This is a genomic window from Amycolatopsis regifaucium (assembly GCF_001613935.1).
GTDB lineage: Bacteria > Actinomycetota > Actinomycetes > Mycobacteriales > Pseudonocardiaceae > Amycolatopsis > Amycolatopsis regifaucium.
In genome coordinates this window covers 165672-182700 of the sequence record NZ_LQCI01000004.1, presented here as the reverse complement: position 1 = coordinate 182700, position 17029 = coordinate 165672, and the positions used below count along the sequence as shown (strand labels likewise).

11 protein-coding genes are annotated in these 17029 nt (G+C 68.4%); all 11 read right to left on the bottom strand.

From position 1 onward, the window contains the following. Positions 1-22: 22 nt before the first annotated feature. The 11 genes from AVL48_RS08135 to AVL48_RS08085 all read right to left on the bottom strand — a co-directional run bounded on the left by AVL48_RS08135 (position 23) and on the right by AVL48_RS08085 (position 16944). The gene (locus AVL48_RS08135; protein ID WP_061981302.1) at positions 23-3988 is read right to left on the bottom strand and encodes a ThuA domain-containing protein; all 3966 of its coding nucleotides are present in this window, start codon (positions 3986-3988) and stop codon (positions 23-25) included. A gap of 13 nt (positions 3989-4001) precedes the next feature. After that, positions 4002-5024 (bottom strand): multicopper oxidase domain-containing protein, encoded by a 1023-nt coding sequence (locus AVL48_RS08130; RefSeq protein WP_061981301.1) that lies wholly within the window; start codon positions 5022-5024, stop codon positions 4002-4004. 13 nt (positions 5025-5037) lie between these two features. After that, positions 5038-5934 carry a sugar phosphate isomerase/epimerase family protein gene (locus AVL48_RS08125; protein WP_061981300.1) on the bottom strand — a complete coding sequence of 299 codons (897 nt, stop codon included), beginning with the start codon at positions 5932-5934 and terminating at the stop codon, positions 5038-5040. A 10-nt stretch (positions 5935-5944) separates the two neighbouring features. Continuing rightward, positions 5945-6949 carry a sugar phosphate isomerase/epimerase family protein gene (locus AVL48_RS08120; protein WP_061981299.1) on the bottom strand — a complete coding sequence of 335 codons (1005 nt, stop codon included), beginning with the start codon at positions 6947-6949 and terminating at the stop codon, positions 5945-5947. Further along, positions 6949-10038, bottom strand: a complete 3090-nt coding sequence (locus AVL48_RS08115; protein WP_061981582.1) for a ThuA domain-containing protein — start codon at positions 10036-10038, stop codon at positions 6949-6951. The genes AVL48_RS08120 and AVL48_RS08115 overlap by 1 nt, the downstream gene beginning before the upstream one ends. 170 nt (positions 10039-10208) lie before the next feature. Next, a complete protein-coding gene (locus AVL48_RS08110) occupies positions 10209-11582 on the bottom strand; it encodes an alkaline phosphatase family protein (RefSeq protein ID WP_061981298.1) in 1374 nt (457 codons plus the stop codon). After that, the gene (gene eboE / locus AVL48_RS08105) at positions 11579-12649 is read right to left on the bottom strand and encodes a metabolite traffic protein EboE (RefSeq protein WP_061981297.1); all 1071 of its coding nucleotides are present in this window, start codon (positions 12647-12649) and stop codon (positions 11579-11581) included. The genes AVL48_RS08110 and eboE overlap by 4 nt, the downstream gene beginning before the upstream one ends. Continuing rightward, a complete protein-coding gene (locus tag AVL48_RS08100; protein WP_061981296.1) occupies positions 12646-13509 on the bottom strand; it encodes a TatD family hydrolase in 864 nt (287 codons plus the stop codon). The genes eboE and AVL48_RS08100 overlap by 4 nt, the downstream gene beginning before the upstream one ends. Before the next feature lie 2 nt (positions 13510-13511). Then, positions 13512-14930 carry an EboA domain-containing protein gene (locus AVL48_RS08095; protein ID WP_061981295.1) on the bottom strand — a complete coding sequence of 473 codons (1419 nt, stop codon included), beginning with the start codon at positions 14928-14930 and terminating at the stop codon, positions 13512-13514. After that, positions 14927-15775 (bottom strand): SCO3242 family prenyltransferase, encoded by an 849-nt coding sequence (locus AVL48_RS08090; RefSeq protein ID WP_061981294.1) that lies wholly within the window; start codon positions 15773-15775, stop codon positions 14927-14929. Before AVL48_RS08090 ends, AVL48_RS08095 begins: the two co-directional genes overlap by 4 nt. An 11-nt stretch (positions 15776-15786) precedes the next feature. Beyond that, a complete protein-coding gene (locus tag AVL48_RS08085; protein ID WP_061981293.1) occupies positions 15787-16944 on the bottom strand; it encodes an inositol-3-phosphate synthase in 1158 nt (385 codons plus the stop codon). Between the last annotated feature and the right edge of the window lie 85 nt (positions 16945-17029).

Sequence of the window (17029 nt, the reverse complement as noted above, 5' to 3'; positions counted from 1 at the left end):
TCGCACCCGGCCGGTTTTCGCGCTACAGCTGCCGCACCCGGATGTTGCGGAACTCCATCAGGTCGTTGTCACCGTGGTTCTGCAGACCGATGAACCCGCTGACGAACTGCCGGAAGTCGGTCGACGGATCGCCGGCCCGCGACGAGTTGATCCCCGGCGCGTTCTCGAACTCGTTGATCACGACGCCGTTGCGGATGATCGTGTACTTCTGGCCGACGACCTTGACCTCGTACTCGTTCCAGGTCCCCTTCGGCTTCACACCCGCCTGGTCCAGCGGCCGCGGGTCGAAGTTGTAGATCGACCCGGTCTTCTGCGGCTCACCGGTGGCCCCGTCGTACAGCTGGACCTCGTGTCCACAGTAGATCGCGACCCAGGCCTGCGACGTCCTCGCGGAACCGACAGTGCCGCAGCTGCCCGGCGGACGCTGCTCCAGCGGAGTGCGCGGGTCCGGGAACCGGACGAACACGCCGCTGTTCGCGCTTCCGGTCGGCGCGATGTCCTTGAACTGCAGCTTCACCGAGAAGTTGCCGAACTGCCGCGCCGAGTACCACAGCATCCCCAGCCCGCCCGACGGTCGCAGTGACCCGTCCGGCTGGATGGCGAACTGCCCCGACGGTGCCTGCGACCAATTGCGGAACGACGCGGGCGTGCCGTCGTAGATCGCGTCGTAGCCGGTGACGCCCGGGTTGCCGATGGGCGACGCGGCGGCCGCGGCGTTGATCTTGTCCGACTCGGCCGAGTTCAGCACCCCGAGATCGCCCAGCCGGTTCACGGCCTGGGTGACGTGGTTGACGAAACCGGCGTGGGAGGTCCACGTGCTCTCGTCGTCGATCATGTCGTCGACCGTGCAGCCGCCACCGGCGTTCCGGTTGGTCACCCCGGTGTCGGTGTCGCCGATGGTGACCGTGGCACCGGAATCCGCCACGAGACAACCGACGCTCACCGAGTTCCGCGTGGTCACCGTCTCGCCGTCCGCGTAGGTCACGGTCAGCTTCGCGGTGTAGAGCCCGGTGCGCGGGTAGGTGTGCCGCGGGTCGGGCTGCGTCGAGATGGTGCCGTCGCCGAACTCCCACTTGTAGGAGACGCCGCCGGACTTCGACCCGGTGAAGGCCGCGGTGAGCGGCTTGTTCTGCACCATGGTCGACGCCGCCGCGGCCGACGGGGTCGCCTCGCCGCCGGTGTAGCTGATCTTCAGTAGCTTCTGGTTGTTGGTCAGGGTGAAGAAGCCGCCGCCGTAGTCGAGCACGTACAGCGCGCCGTCCGGCCCGAACTTGGCGTCCATCCACTGGTTCAGCTTGGTGTCGCCACCACCGGTCGGGATGATCTGCCGCACCGTCTCGGCGAACACCGGCGGATCCTGCTTCGCGACGCCGTTGGGGTCGAGGGTGACCGCGATCCGGTTCTGCCCGTTGCTCTGGTCACCGATGAACCACTTGTCGTTCCAGTACGACGGCCACGCCACCCCGCTGTTGGTGTTGACCAGTTCGCGGTGGTACGTCGGCCCGGTCATGACCGCCTGGCCGCCGCCCTTGAGGTAGGGCTGCGTGTAGGTGGCCTCGGCCGCGTTGTACGTCGGGACGGAGCTGTTGGGCCGGTTGGGGAACACCGGTCCGCCGCCGTCCGGCGCGTACCAGATCATGTTCTTCTTGATCGGCGGCAGGTTCACCAGCCCGGTGTTGCGCGGCGAGGTGTTGACCGGGTTGTCGCAGTCGTACCAGCCGGTGAGCACCGCGGCGTCGGTGCTGCTGCGGTCCCGGTACGGCTGCTTGTTGCCCATGCAGTACGGCCAGCCGTGGTTGCCGGCCTCGGTGATGACCGTGGCGGTCTCGTACTTGGCAGGCCCGAGTTCCGGGCTCGGCGAGGTCGCGTCCGGGCCGACCCAAGCCGCGGTCAGCCAGTTGGTCTTCTTGTCGACCTGCAGACGCGAGATGTTCCGCACGCCCATCACGTAGATCTCGGGCCTGGTCTTGTTCCCGGGGTCGTTCGCCTCGGGGAACAGGTTGCCGGCCGGGTTGGTGTAGGTACCGTCCGGCTCCGGGTGGATCCGCAGGATCTTCCCGTTGAGGTCGTTGGTGTTACCGGCGGTGCGGCGCGCGTCCTGGAACGAGACGCCCTTGTAGTCCTGGGTCCAGTTGTTGCCGGAGTATCCGTTGGAGCCCTGCGACGAGTTGCTGTCACCGGAACCGATGTAAAGGTTCCCGCCGGAGTCGAAGTCCATCCCGCCACCGGCGTGGCAGCAGCTGTGGACCTGGACGTCCCACGACAGCAGATCCTTGCGGGTCGCCTGGTCCAGCGTCTGGTTCTTCAGGTCGTAGGTGAACCGCGAGACCGTGCGCTTGCCGATCCGCTTGTCGATGTCGACCGACGCGTGCGGCATCCAGTAGGCGTACATCCAGCCGTTCTCGCTGAACTTCGGGTCCAGCACGAGACCGAGGAGGCCTTCCTCGTTCTTGACCAGTTCGTCGCCGCTGCCGCGGTTGCCCATCACCTTCAGCGTGGTGAGCAGCTTCGGCTTCTTGGTGACCGGGTCCCACTGGTGGATCGTGCCGCAACCGGCGCCGATCTCGGGGTTGGTCCAGTCGTTCGGCGCGGGCACCACGTTGCCGGCGCAGGCCGCGCGGCCGATGTAGAACACCCGGCCGTTCGGCGCGATGGTGAGCCCGTGCGGCTCGCCCATCTGGTCCAGCTGGCCGGGCTGGTTGATCCCGGTCAGGCGTTCGACCTTGTAGTTGGCCGCGATCCCCGCCTTGCAGTCACCGCGCACCATGCCGGTGGTCCACTTCAGCGCACCGAGGAGGTGGCCGCGGAACTGGGCTTCGCCGTAGCTCGCCTCGGTCCGGCCCATACCGGTGTAGAAGGAGCGGCCGCCGTCGTAGTCACGGCACCACGAGATCGGGTGGAAGGCGCCGTTCGCGCCGACACCCGGCTTGTAGGTCGATTCCTCGACCTGCGCGACCGTGTGCACGGTGCCGACCGGGTTGACCTCCCAGTTGAGCCACCGGTCGGTGCGGACCCACTTCTGCGGCAGGCCCGCGGTGGCGGGATTCGCCTTGTCGAGGACGTCGACCGTGGCCTCGGCCGGTGCGCTCTCCGGCGGCGGCGGGGTGGTCGAATTGTCCTTGTACAGCTTGAAATCGGCCAGCTGGATGAGCGGGTCACCCGCGTTGGCGGTGATGTTCAGCCGGTAGTTCGCGTACGCCGTGGTGTTGGCGAAGGTGAACTTGCGGCTCACGAACCGGTCGGCGAACGTCTCGCCTGCGCGAGTGTCCAGATCGGTCCACGTGGTCCCGTCGTTGGAGCCCTGCAGGGTCCAGCTCTTGGGGTCACGTCCGGGGAAGTCGTTCGCCGACACGAGGTCGTAGCTGCTCACGGCGACCGGGGCGGCCATCTTGTAGGCGACCCACCCGGTCGGGGAGAAGGTCAGCCACTTGGTGTTCTCGTTGTTGTCGGTCAGCTTTTCCTTGGTCTCGTTGGGCGGGTTCTCCGCGCTCGCGGTGACCGAGGCGACCGCCTCCGGGGTGGGACGCGCGCCCACCGGACGGGCGCCGATCAGCCCGGAGAACCACTGCGAACCGTCCTGTGCCCGCGCCGCGTCCGACAGGCCGAGGAAGCCACCGCCCGCCTTCATGTAGTTCTGCAGCGAGGTTTCCTGGTCACGGTTGAGCGTGATGCCCTGCGCGGAAAGGAAGACGACGCCGCGGTACTTCGCGAGGTTCGCCTCGGTGAACACCGCGGGGTCCGAAGAGGACGAAACGGAGATGCCGTTCGCCTGGCCAAGGCTCGCGATCGCGTCCGTGGCGCGCAGGACGGGGTCCTTCTGGTCCGCGGCGGTGCCGTGGAAGACCAGGACGTTCACCGGGACGTTCGTCGCGGCTTCGGCGGCGACCGGTGCGATGGCCAGCGGAAGGCCGGAGGTGACGACGGCGCCGACCGCCAGCGCGGCCAGTGACCGTCTGCGGAGCCGACGTTGCGAAAAGATTCGTCTCAAGTTCTCGCTCCTTTCAAGACTGGTGGTGGTGGGCCGAAGCCCCGGTGGCGTCCGGAGTGGACGTGGTGGAGTGCTGATGTCCCTTGAAGCGGTCGATCGCCGCCTGCGCGCCCGCGGGCATCCCGCCGTCGGCGTTGCGGACCAGGAACACGCCGGACATGCCGTCGTCCGAGTGCTGCTGGACATGGCAGTGGTACATCCACGCGCCCGGGCCGACGCCGTCACCGGCGATCACCTGGAACCCGAACGAGTTGCCCGGGTCCAGGGTCTTGTTGTCGACGATCGGGGCGTTGTCGGTCGCGCTGGTGAGCATGCCGGTGCGGGTGTCCGCCCAGCGGTGCGCGTGCAGGTGGAAGGTGTGCATCAGGTTGCCGTGCCCGATGCAGATGAACTCGACGCGTTCACCGAGGTTCGCCTCGAAGATCGGCGTGTTCGGGGCGACCTGGTGGTTGATCCACATTTCGGTGAACACCACGGTGAACTGCTTGCTGGGCAGCAGATCCCCGCGTTTGCGCACGATCAGACCGCCGTAGAGCCCTTTCATCAGGCCCACGGTGCCGTGGTCGCCGCCGAACGCGTGGTCGTGGTAGTGCCAGTAGCCCGCGCTGCCCGGCATCCAGAAACCGTTGGCCGCCTGGTAGGCCGTCCGGGTCTTCCAGGTGTAGGTCTTGGTCTCGTAGGGCTTGTTGAAGGAATCGTTGAACGGGGAACCGTCGGATTTGGTGTCGTAATTGACGCCGTGCGGGTGGATGGAGAGGCGCTGGTCGGTGTTGTTGACCAGCTCGATCACCAGCGTGTCACCCTCGTAGCACTCCAGGAGCGGTCCGGGGATCGTCGGCTTGCCGGGCTCCAGCCCGTAGCCGACCCGGGTCGAGCCGGGAACGTAGTCGGCGTACACGGTGATGTTGCGGGTCATCCCGGCCGCGGCGGCCGGAGCCGATCCGGCGCTGGCCGACACCACGACCGGGGCGATCACCCCGGCCGCGGTGCCCGCGAGCATGGATCTGCGGGACAGCCCGCGGTTGTTCTTGTCCATGTGGATTCCCCAGTCAGAAGCGGACGTTACGGAGATAGCGGAATCCGGCTTGCGCGGTGCTCAAGGGATCCGTGGGGTTGTCGTGCTCGACGATGTACTCGGCGAGGTGGGGACGGGTGCGGGAGAAAATGCGGGGGAAGTCGATGACCCCGGCGCCGGGGTCGACCATCTTCCCGTCGGCCGTCCGGTCCTTGACGTGGTACTGCACCACGCGCGGGAAGTGTTGCCGGTACAGCGAAACCGGGTCCATCCCGCCTTCCACCGCCCAGAACAGGTCGATCTCCAGGTGCACGTAACGCGGGTTGGTGTTCCTGGTGAGCACGTCGTAGGGACGCACGCCGCCGATGGGGGCGAATTCGTGCGCGTGGTTGTGGTAGCCGAGCGGAATCCCCGCCTGGCGGAACTTCCGCGCGGCCGTGTCGAGCCGTCCGGCGAACTGCTTCCAGCCGTCGATGGTGTCGAAATTCGCCCACGGCACGTTCGCCCGGGTGTTCCCGAGGATCTTCGCGTCCGCGATGGTCTTGTCGAGGTCACCGTCGATACCGGTGTGCGTGGACGTCGCCTTGAGGTGGAACTTGTCCAGCAGACCGCGGAACTCCCCGGCCGTGCGGCCGTAGGTGCCGGCCAGTTCGACCTTCCGGTAGCCGATGTCCGCCAGCGCGGACAGGGTTCCCGGCAGATCGGCCTGCAGCGCGGTGCGCAGGGAGTAGAGCTGGATGCTGATCTTGTCCACCGGGACACGGCCCCGACCGTGGTGGCCGTGTCCCTGGGTCTCCGCCTCGGCCGAGGTGGCGGCGGCGTTGGCGAGGCCCGGCAGGGCTACCGCCGCCCCCACCGCGACCGCCGCCGTCGCCGCACCGCGGAGGAGTGTCCGTCGGGAGTGGAACCGCTCAGCTTCTTCACCGCACATGAAACCGCCCTCACTTCTGGTTGCTGAAAGCCGCGTCGAAGGCCGCCGACGGCTTGTCGAACAGGAGCCCCCGCAGAAAGGTCACGGCTTCCGCCGCGCCCCGGAGCCGGTCCATACCGGCGTCTTCCCACTCCACCGAGATCGGACCGGCGTAGCCGATCGAATTCAGTGCCCGGAAACAGTCCTCCCACGGCACGTCGCCGTGCCCGGTCGAAACGAAGTCCCAGCCGCGTCGGGGGTCTCCCCAGGGGAGATGCGAGCCGAGCCTGCCGTTGCGTCCGTCGAACCGCTTCCTGGTGTCCTTGCAGTCCACGTGGTAGATCCGGTCGGCGAAATCGAGGATGAAGCCGACCGGGTCGAGGTCCTGCCAGATGAAATGCGAAGGATCCCAATTCAGCCCGAACGCCGGACGGTCGCCGACGGCCTCGAGCGCACGCTTCGTCGTCCAGTAGTCATAGGCGATTTCGGAGGGATGCACCTCGTGCGCGAACCGCACGCCGACCTCGTCGAAGACGTCGAGGATCGGGTTCCACCGGTTCGCGAAGTCGGCGTAGCCGTCGTCGATGACCGCCTGCGAGACCGGCGGGAACATCGCGACGTACTTCCACGTCTTCGAACCGGTGAAGCCGATCACCGTGTCCACGCCGAGTTTCGCCGCCGCGCGGGCGGTGTCGGCCATCTCCTTCGCCGCCCGCTGCCGGACGCCTTCCGGTTCACCGTCGCCCCACACCCTGGAGGGAATGATGGCCTGGTGGCGTTCGTCGATCGGATCGTCGCAGACGGCCTGGCCGACGAGGTGGTTGGAGATGGCCCACACCTTGAGGCCGTGGTCGGCGAGCAGCTTCAGGCGCCCCGGCACATAGTCCTCTTCGGACAGTGCGCGATCGACCTCGAAGTGGTCGCCGGAACAGGCGATCTCGAGGCCGTCGTAGCCCCATTCGCTGGCCAGCCTGCACACCTCGGTGAACGGCAGATCCGCCCACTGGCCGGTGAACAGGGTGATCGGACGACTCATCAGGACTCCTCGAAGGTGATCGCGTCTACGTCGAACAAACCGCCGGAACCGCCCTTGAACACGAGGAACAGCGGGCCGGTGCCACCGGGGTCGGTGATGGCGGAGGCCGGGATGTCGGCATAGGCGTCCCAGCCGCCGGTGTTGGCGACGGTGACCGTCTGGACCAGCGGCCCGTCCACCGCGCCCGAGTGGATTTCGATCGTGCCGCCCGCGCCCCCGGAGGAGACCCGGTAGCCGATACCGCGGACACCCACGAGGTTCACCGGGTCGAATTCGATCCAGTCACCGGATTCGATGTGGCCGACGCGTTTGCCGCCACTGGCGCCGTCGTGGCCGACGACCTCGATCCCGCTGGACCGCGTGTAGAACTCCGCCTGCTTCAGTTTGGGCTGCAGCAGCGATTCCGCCTCACCGCTGAGCGCCGGAACGCCGTTGGCGCCGTTGTCGGTGTAGCTGGCGTTGATGACGCCGAACACGTTGGCGTCCGCGCCGTGGCCTTCGTCGGCTGGCGTGGCGATGGCGCCCTCACAGCCGGTCGCGCGGCTCAGCGGATGCCCGTGCCCCTCGTGGCCGAGGATGTATTCGACGGTCACCTTCGAGCAGTCGATCGGGTTGTCCTCGGCGTCGGTCACCTCGACCTTGAACGGGACCGTGTCCCCGAAGCTGAACACACTGCCGTTGACCGGCGTCTTCAGCGTGACCACCGGCGCGGTGTTGCCGACGGTGATCACCACGCTCGCCGCCCCGGTCAGCCCGGTGGAGTCGGTGACCGAAAGCTTCGCCGTGTACTGGCCGTTCGCGGCGTAGGTGTGGGAAACCGGAACGGCTTCGGCGGAATCGGTCGTGCCGTTCCCGTCGAAGTCCCAGGCGTAGGTGAGCGCGCCGCCGTCGGGGTCGTTCGTCCCGGCCGGGTCGAACTTCACGGTCAACGGCGCCTGGCCGGACGTCTTGTCCGCGGCCACCTTGACCTCCGGAGTCCGCCTGCCCTTGGTGTAGTCGATGCGGTAGACCGCGGATTCCTTGGAACCGCCGAAGTAGCCGGTGCCGTAATCGAGCACGTACATCGCGCCGTCCGGGCCGAACTCGACGTTCATCGGGCGCACCAGCTCCATCGAGTCGAAGAACGGCTTGATGGCACCGCGTTCACCGTTCGGGCCGACGGTGATCTCCTTGATCCAGCCGCGTTCCCATTCGTAGGCGAAGGTCTTGCCGTTGAAGTACTCCGGGAACTTCGTCAGCGACGGGTTCTTCGCGTCGTACTGGTAGACCGGGCCGCCCATCGGGGACTCGGGACCGGTTCCGAACTCGGGCACCGAACCGCCGTCGTAGGGAATCCAGGCCTTCTCGACCGGGGGCAGGTCGGTCAGCCCGGTGTTGCGCGGGCTGGTGTTCTTCGGCTTGGCACAGTCGAAGGCCGCACCGGACTGCTTGGTGGCGAAGTCGTAGTCGATGAACGGCTGGTTGTCACCGATACAGTACGGCCAGCCGAAGTTACCCGGCTTCTTGATCAGGTTGAACTCGACCGTGCCACCGGGGCCGCGGGCCGGGTCGGCCGCGCCGGCGTCGGGACCGTAGTCGGCGAGGTGGAGCCAGCCGGTCTTGCGGTCGACGGCGAACCGGAACGGGTTCCGGAAGCCCATCGCGTAGATCTCCGGCCGGGTCTTGGCCGTGCCCTTGGGGAACAGGTTGCCCTTGGGGATCGTGTACTTGCCTCCCGCGCCGACCTTGATCCGCAGCACCTTGCCGCGCAGATCGTTGGTGTTGGCCGAGGTGCGCTGCGCGTCGTACACCGGGTTGCGGTCGGCGCGCTCGTCGATCGGGGTGAACCCGTCGGAGGCGAACGGGTTGGAATCGTCCCCTGTGGACAGATAGAGGTTGCCCTTGGCGTCGAAGTCGATCTCGCCGCCGGCGTGGCAGCAGATACCGCGGTCGGCGGGGACCTGCAGGATCTTCTGCTCGGTGGCGAGGTCCAGGTTGTTGTCCGCGGTGAGTTTGAACCGCGAAAGCTGGTTGTAGCCCTTGAACGGTTCGAAGTCCGCCGGGGTGCCGTTCTGCGGCGCGTCCCCGGCCGGGGTGTTCAGCTTGGGCGCGTAGTACAGATAGACCCAGCGGTTCTTCGCGAAGCCGGGGTCGATGGCGACGCCTTGGAGTCCGTCCTCGTCGTGGTTGTAGACCGGGATCGTCGCGGCCAGCTTGGTCGTCGCCGACGAGCTGGTGTACCAGACCCGGCCGTCGCGGGAAGTGTGCAGGACGTCGCGGTTGGGCAGCACCGCGAGCGCGATCGGTTCGCCGGTCTTCTCCTCGCCCTTGGCCAGGGTGATCTGGTCGAAGTCCGCGTCGACCGGTTCCTCCTGGGTCTTGGCGCAGCCCGCCGCACTCAGCTTGGTGGCGTACTCGATGCCACCCGCCAGATGCTTGCGAAAGGCCGGTTCGGCGTAGGACTCCTTGGTGTGCCCGCCACCGGTGTACCAGGAGCGGCCACCGGAGTTCTCGTGGCACCAGGCGATGGGGTGATCGCCCATCGCGCCGTCGCCGGGCTGGTAGCTCTTCTCGTCCAGGCTCGCGAGCACATGGACGTTGCTTCGCGGATTCCGGCGGTAGTTGTACCACTCGTCGGTGCGCGGCCAGGTCCGAGGAAGATCCACTGTGGACACATGGGTGTGGTCTTCGACTTCGACGTTCGCCTGCTGGATCCGCGGATGCGACTTGAAGTACGCCCCGACCAGCTCGCCGTACCACGGCCAGTCGTATTCGGTGTCGGAGGCGGCGTGCACGCCCACGTACCCGCCGCCTCCCTGCACGTACCGCTCGAACGCGGCCTGCTGGTCCGCGTTCAGCACGTCACCGGTGGTGGAAAGCCAGACCACCGCGTTGAAGCGCTTGAGGTTCGCGTCGGTGAAGGCCGCCGCGTCTTCGGTGGCCTCCACCCCGAAGTGGTGCCGCGCACCCAGTTCCTTGATCGCCTGGATTCCCGTGGGAATCGAATCGTGCCGGAAGCCCGCGGTCTTGGAGAACACGAGCACCGTGGCCGCTTCGTGCGCCGATGCGGTCTGCACCGGTAGCGCGACGCCTGTCAGAGCCGTGACCATCGACGTGACGAGCACGCCTAGTCGTCGTTTCAAGGACATAGCAGTGGCGATCCTTTCGATGAGCGGCGGCGATCATGGAAGGGGATGCGGAACGAGCGTCCTTTCGTGAGGTGAGGAGGAGATGTCGTGAGTGATTTGGGTCGTTCTAACGACCCAGATCACTCACGACGTCACTTGAGCCCTTGCAGTGCCAACAGCAACGGATGTACGTCGGTCGCCCCCACCCGACCCGACGGCTGGAAGGCCGGGTCACTGCACAACAGCACCGGACCGTCTTCGGTTGAATCGGGCAGCCGTCCGTGCGAGCCGCGCACCCAGCGCGGATCGGTCGGGACGACGTCCATCGCGTAGCGGAGCCCGGCGAACTTCTTCGCCAGGTTGAGCCCGGCCCGCGCCTTGGCGAACTTGTCCTCCGGGTCGAAGAACAGTTCGGCGGGGTCGTAGCCCGGCTTGCGATGGATCTCGACACCGCGCGCGAAGTCGGGCTTCCGCGCGTCGTCGAGCCAGTAGTAGTACGTGAACCACGAGTCCGGCTCGGCGACGGCGACGAGTTCGCCGGCGCGTTCGTGATCCAGTCCGTATCGAGCCTGTGCCTCGCGGTCGAGGACCTCGTCGACGCCGGTCAGCTCGCCGACGATCGACCGCACTCGCTCGACGTCGGCGGAGTCGCGAACGTAGACGTGCGCGACCTGGTGGTCGGCCACGGCGAACGCGCGTGACGCCCACGGGTCGAGGTATTCCATCCCCGCCTGGGTGTAGACCTCCAGCAGTCCCTCACGGCGCAGTGCCCGGTTGATGTCGACCGGCCTGCTGACGTTGGTGATCCCGTACTCGCTGAGCGCGACCACGGTCGCCCCCGCGTCACGGGCGTCGTCCAGGAGCGGCGCGAGCGCGTTGTCCAGTTCCCGCGCCGCCAACGCGGCCTGCGGTGCATCGGGACCGAAGCGCTGCAGGTCGTAGTCCAGATGCGGGACGTAGGTCAGCAGCAGATCCGGACGCTTCTCGCGCAGGATCTGCCGCGAGGCGCCGATGACCCACTTGCTCGATTTGAGCGACGCCGTCGGTCCCCAGTATTGGAAGAGCGGGAACTCTCCCAGCGCGCCGGTCAGCTGATCGTGCAGTTCCGGCGGGCGCACGTAGGCGTCCGGCGATTTGCGGCCGTCGGCGTGGTAGATCGGCCGCGGGGTCACCGTGACGTCGGTGCTCATCCCCATCGCGTACCACCAGCAGACGTTCGCCGACGTGTAGCCGGGATGCGCCGCTCGCGCGGTCTCCCACAGCTTCTCCCCGCCGACGAGCCGGTTGTGCTGGCGCCACAGGAAGATCTCGCCGAGCTCACGGAAGTACCAGCCGTTGCCGACGATCCCGTGCTGCGCGGGCATGAGCCCGGTGAGGAAGGTCGACTGCGCGCTGCAGGTGACGGCGGGCAGCACCGTGCCCAGTTCGGCCTGCCAGCCGTCGCGGGCGACGGCGGACAGTTTCGGCATGTCCCGCAGCGCCTTCGGGGTCAGCCCGACGACGTCGACGACGACCAGCGGCTTCACGCGGAAACCCCTTCCGTGACGAGGTTCGCCTGTGCCCACTCGAGTTCCGCGGCGATTCCGCCGACGAGGTCACCCGCGTCCGGGAGCACGCTCCAGGTGTAGGTCTCGACCTCGATATGCGGTTCGCCGGGCAGCCCGGCGGCGACAGTGCGCAGGACGTCCGTGGTGGTGGCCAGGGGCGCGGCCGGGGCCTGGTGCAGCGGCAGGTGGAAATGCACGCGCCACGGCCCCTCCCCCGGCAACTCCGTCCAGGCCTCCGGCAGATCGTCGGCCTTGTGCACGACACCGCCCGAAAGCTCCCGGACCTGGTGCAGATACCGCGGTTCGGCGAACGCGGCCAACGCCTCACGGGCTTCGGCGGGCTTTTCCACGTGCAGTGCGGCGGAAGCCTGCACCTTGACGATGTCCACATCGGACTTCGCGATCGCGGCCAGTGTCCCCGCCGGGTCGGCGAACGACACCGCGAGGTGACAGGTGTCCAGGCACAGCCCGACGTACTCCGGGTCGACGCGGCCGGAAAGCCAGCTCAGCGCGTCGGCCACGGTGTCGAGCACACAGCCGGGTTCGGGTTCGACGGCCAGCTTGACCGGCCGGTCGCCGATCGCCCGGACGACCTCGCCGAAAGCCTCGGCCGCACGGCGATCGTCGTGCTCGGACCACGGCTCACGCCAGGCGAGCGGCAGCGTGGAGATGCTGCCGTACGAAGCGTCGTCGGCGAGCAGATCGGACAGGACGGTCACGCAGTCGATCGTGTAGGCGACGCGGTCGCTGTTCGTCCACTCAGGACGATAGACCGCGTGCTTGACGATCTCGTCGTGGAAACCGCCGTACGGGAAGGCGTTGAGCGTGTACACCGACAGTCCGCGCGCGTCCAGCTCCGCGCGGAACGCCTTGCGGGCGTCCGCGTCGTCGGCGAGCCCGCGCGCGACCGGCGCGGAAAGCCACAGCCCGACGCCGAGCCGATCGGCGCCCAGCCGTTCGCGGACCGGCAGCGCGTACCGCTCCAGCTGCGCGACGATGCCGTCGACATCTTCGGCGGGATGAACGTTCGTACAGTAGGAGATCATTTGCGGGCACCTCGCAGCACGGAGTTGCCTTCGAAGGTCGCCGCCTCGCCGGTGAAGCCGGGCAGCGGGTCGAGGGTGAGCCGTCCGCTTTGGCCGTAGAAGTCGACCGGGTTCTGCCACAGCACCTTGTCGACGTCGGCCTCGGTGAAGCCGCCGTCGAGCATCGCCTGCCCGGTTTTGGCGGTCTTCAAGGGATCCGAGCGGCCCCAGTCGGCCGCCGAGTTGACGATCATGTTGTCCAGCCCGTATTGGCGCAGGATCTCGACCATCCGGTGTTCGTCCATTTTGGTGTCCGGGTAGATGGAGAACCCCATCCAGGCGCCGGAATCCTTGACCAGCTTGACGGTGACCTCGTTGAGGTGGTCGACGACCACGCGCTCCGGTGCGATGCCGGCCTCGCGGACCACGTCGAGCGTGCGCTTGGTGCCTTCCAGCTTGTCGCGGTGCGGGGTGTGCACCAAGACGGGCAGGTCGTGTTGCAACGCCAGCGCCAGCTGGCGCGCGAACACCTCGTCCTCTTCCTTGGTCATCGAGTCGTAGCCGACCTCGCCGACCGCGACCACGCCGTCCTTGGCCAGGTACCTCGGCAGGACGTCGAGCACCTCGCGGCAGCGGGGGTCGTTGGCCTCCTTGGGGTTCAGCGCGATCGTGCAGTGGTGCCGGATGCCGAACTGGGCGGCGCGGAACCGTTCCCAGCCGATGAGGGCGTCGAAGTAGTCGGTGTACGAGCCGACGCTGGTGCGCGGCTGGCCCAGCCAGAACGCGGGTTCGACGAGAGCGCGGACGCCCGCCGCGTACATGGCTTCGTAGTCGTCGGTGGTCCGGGAGGACATGTGGATGTGGGGGTCGAAGATGCGCACGGTCAGTGGCCTTCCTTGAGCAGTGAGAGGGCGTCGGCGGGAACGTCACGTCCGGCCGCCCTGCGTTCGTCGGCGAAGTCGGCGAGCATGCGCCTCAGCTCGTCGTCCGCGCGGGTTTCGAGATCCGCGACGGCGGCGAGCGGAACGCCGACGAAGACGCATTTGAGGACGCCGTGCCGCCAGGTGTGGTCGTCCAGGAAGCGGGCGAAGGCGCCCATGGCGGCGGCGACCAGGCGGATGTCGTTGGCGCGCAGAGCGTCTTCGACCAGCTTGACGCCGGTGTCGGTGACTTCGGCGTCCGGGGACTCCAGCTCGTTGAGCGCGCGGAGCACCCCCCGCCGCTCGGCGTCGTCGCCGTAGCGGTAGAGATCCCGCAGCTCGGCCGCCAACGCCGCGTCGTCGAGGACTTCGGCCAGCACCGTCACGAGCCGGACGCGTGCCCGGTCGTCGACGGTGCCGTGCACCAGCCCCTGCGGATCCGTCTCCGGCCGCAACGCCGTCCGGCCGACCTCGCGGCCGACGGCCGGGAAAAGCGAGCCGATGACCGACGGCTTCTCCCGGATCCGGCGTTCCGCCTTGTCCAGCCACGTTTGCGGCAACGCGCTGGTGAGGGCTTCGAAGGCCCTGCGGGCGGTGTCGGGCGCGGCGTGGCTGTGCCGGGGCAGTTCGACCGCGGCCAGCCCGGTGTAGCCGATCTCCGCCAGCGCGGCGAGCGTCCCGGGCAGGTCCAGATGGCCGTCGCCGAACTCCAGGTGCTCGTGGACCCGCGGCAGCATGTCGTCCAGCTGGACGTTCCACAGCAGCGGTCCGGCGAGACGGACGCACTCGGCCGCGTTCACCGGCTCGACGGCGACACAGTGCCCGACGTCCAGCGTGACGCCGAGCAGCTCCGGGTCGCCGAGTTCCTTGCGCAGGTCCAAGACCTGGCGCAGGTGCTGCACGAGGTGCCCGGGTTCCGGTTCCATCGCGAGCCGGACGTTCAGTCGCGAAGCGTGCTCCAGGACCGCGGCGACGCCAGCGCGCAACCGTGACCAGGCAGTCTCTACGTCCACAGTAGACACACCGGACCAGAACGAAACGCAGTCGGCGCCGAGGTCGGCCGCGATCCGCATCGCCCGCTCCAGGAAGTCGATCCGGAGCGCGGGGTCGTCCGACAGGAGCGTCGGCGAGTGCTTGCGCCACGGGTCGAGCAGGTACCGGGCGCCGGTCTCGATGACGACCCGGTTCAGTCCGAGCGCCGAAAGCCGCGAAGCCACGTGGTCCACCCGCTGTGCCAGGTCTTCGGCGAACGGATCGAGATGGTCGTGGTCCAGCGTCAGTGCCACCCCGGTGTAGCCGAGGTCGGCGATGATCGCGAGCGCGTCGTCGAGGCGGTGGTTGGAGAAGCCGTTCGTGCCGTATCCGAGGGAGAACACCGTCATGTGGGGCTCACCTTCCGCGACAACTTGCGGGCGATCGGCAGCGCGGCCGCGACCAGCACGGCCCCCAGTACCGAGCCCTTGGCCGTGACCGCCGCCTGCAGCGGGACCATGCCGTGGATGCCGGACTTCGTCGCCGAGCGCACGGACCTGGCCGACGGGTCACGGACGGCGTCCGTCTGTGCCCGGCCGACCAGGCCCGCGTATCCGGAACCAGCCGCCAGCGAGGCGATCCGGTGCCAGCCACCCCGCGCCGGTCCGGTCAATGCCAACGTTGTCGCGGCACAGCTGGTGGCCAGTGCGGCACGAGCCGTACCTGGTTTCGCGCCGTGGACCTCCCCGGTGGACAAGGCGGTGACACCGAGCGTGTGGACCCCCACCGCGGCCGCGGCGGTGAGCGCACGGCGAGTCTCAAGACCCGCGCCCAGCAGGACGTCGAGCGTGCGGCAGGCCGCCATCGCCACCGGTCCGGCCGGGGTCGGCTTGAACACGGTGTCGTAGGCCCACACCGCGGCGGCGAGCGGGACCGCGACCCGCATCGCCTGCCGACCACCGCCGAGCGCGGCCAGGCCAAGACCGGCCGCGGTCAGCGTCGCCCCGGTGGTGAGCGCCGCGCCCGCGCTCACCCGACCGGACGGGATCGGCCGCTCGGGTCGCTCCACGGCGTCGAGCTTCCGGTCCGCCCAGTCGTTGAGCGCCATCCCGGCCCAGTAGAAGGCGACCGAGGAGAGCGGCAGCAGCAGCCGTCGCCCGGTCATCTTGAGCCCCGCCGCGGCGGATCCGGCGACCGTGTCACCGAGCACCGTCAGCGCGGCGGGCGCGCGTACGAGTTCCACGTAGGCCTTCACAGCGTGGGATTTCACAGGGCCTCCGCCCAGGTGATCAGGCGGGCGGCCTGCTCGGCGAAGCGGTGTTCGTCGCTGCCCAGCGGGTCCTTGAAGAAGAAGCCGAGTTCGGTCAGCGCGCCGCTCTGGCCGTCGGCGTGCGCCGCGGTCACCAGCCTCGCGAGGTCGAGGATCAGCGGTGCCGCGAGCGCGGAGTCGTAGCCGGTCCAGGTGAACTGCAGGCTCATGCGCGCACCGAGGAAACCCTCGAACGACACGTGGTCCCACGCGGTCTTGATCTCGCCGAGGTCGGGCACGTTGTCGATGTGCAGCGGCGCGGTGACGTCCTCGCCGAGCAACGCCGCGAGCCCGCGGGCCTTCGACTCCAGCTTGCTGTTCGCGGTCACCGGGTCGGCCAGCGTCTCGCCGTCACCGCCGCCGAGCAGGTTGGTGCCTGACCAGGAGCGGACCTTCAGCGCCCGCGCGCTGAACATCGGCGCGAGGACCGTGCGGAGCAGGGTCTCACCGGTCTTGCCGTCGGAACCCGCGTACGGCAGGCCTTCCCGTTCGGCGAGCTGCCGCAGCGCGGGCAGGGTGACGCCGGAGGACGGCGTGAACTCGACGTACGGGCTCCCCGCCTTCAGCGCCGCGTAGGCCGACAGGGAACTGGACGGCAGGACCGCCCGCGCCGGATCCGCCAGCGCCGCTTCGAGCGCGTCGAGGTCGTCGTGTTCGGGAAGGTGGGGGCACGGGGCCTCGGTGGAGGACACGTTGACCACCACGACCCGCGCGAGGCCGTGCCGGTCCGCGAAAGCCCGGATGTCCGCGCCGAGCCGCGCGGCGGCGTCGGCCTGGGCACCCGTATGCGTCGCCGGGTGGTAACCGTCGCGGATTTCGGCGTCCACTTCGGCCAGTCCGGACCGGACCGCCGAGAACACCGGGTGCCCGAACACGCCGGCGCCCGCCAGCTGTTCGGCGCGCTTCTCCAACGGCGTGTGCGCGATGTCGTGCCCGCCGAGGACCAGATCGTCCCAGCCCGGCAACGGAACCCCCGCGAACGCGGATAGCTCGGTGACACAGCCGACCGGACCGGTCACGCCGGCGCGCAGGGCCAGCAGGCCCACCGCGGCGGTCGTGGCCACCGATCCTCTCGCGCCGATCAACCAGATGCCCGTGCGCTCCTGAGCAGGCATTTCTCCACCTTTCCAAGATCCGGAACGTCCAACGGCCTATTTCCTCGGATGGTCGGACGTTTCGGATCGAACCAAGTCGTCATGA

Excerpts from the sequence above, each read along its gene's own strand:
- AVL48_RS08130 (WP_061981301.1), bottom strand. The coding sequence starts at position 5,024 with ATGGACAAGAACAACCGCGGGCTGTCCCGCAGATCCATGCTCGCGGGC.
- AVL48_RS08125 (WP_061981300.1), bottom strand. The coding sequence starts at position 5,934 with ATGTGCGGTGAAGAAGCTGAGCGGTTCCACTCCCGACGGACACTCCTC.
- AVL48_RS08120 (WP_061981299.1), bottom strand. The coding sequence starts at position 6,949 with ATGAGTCGTCCGATCACCCTGTTCACCGGCCAGTGGGCGGATCTGCCG.
- AVL48_RS08115 (WP_061981582.1), bottom strand. The coding sequence starts at position 10,038 with ATGGTCACGGCTCTGACAGGCGTCGCGCTACCGGTGCAGACCGCATCG.
- eboE (WP_061981297.1), bottom strand. The coding sequence starts at position 12,649 with ATGATCTCCTACTGTACGAACGTTCATCCCGCCGAAGATGTCGACGGC.
- AVL48_RS08095 (WP_061981295.1), bottom strand. The coding sequence starts at position 14,930 with ATGACGGTGTTCTCCCTCGGATACGGCACGAACGGCTTCTCCAACCAC.
- AVL48_RS08085 (WP_061981293.1), bottom strand. The coding sequence starts at position 16,944 with ATGCCTGCTCAGGAGCGCACGGGCATCTGGTTGATCGGCGCGAGAGGA.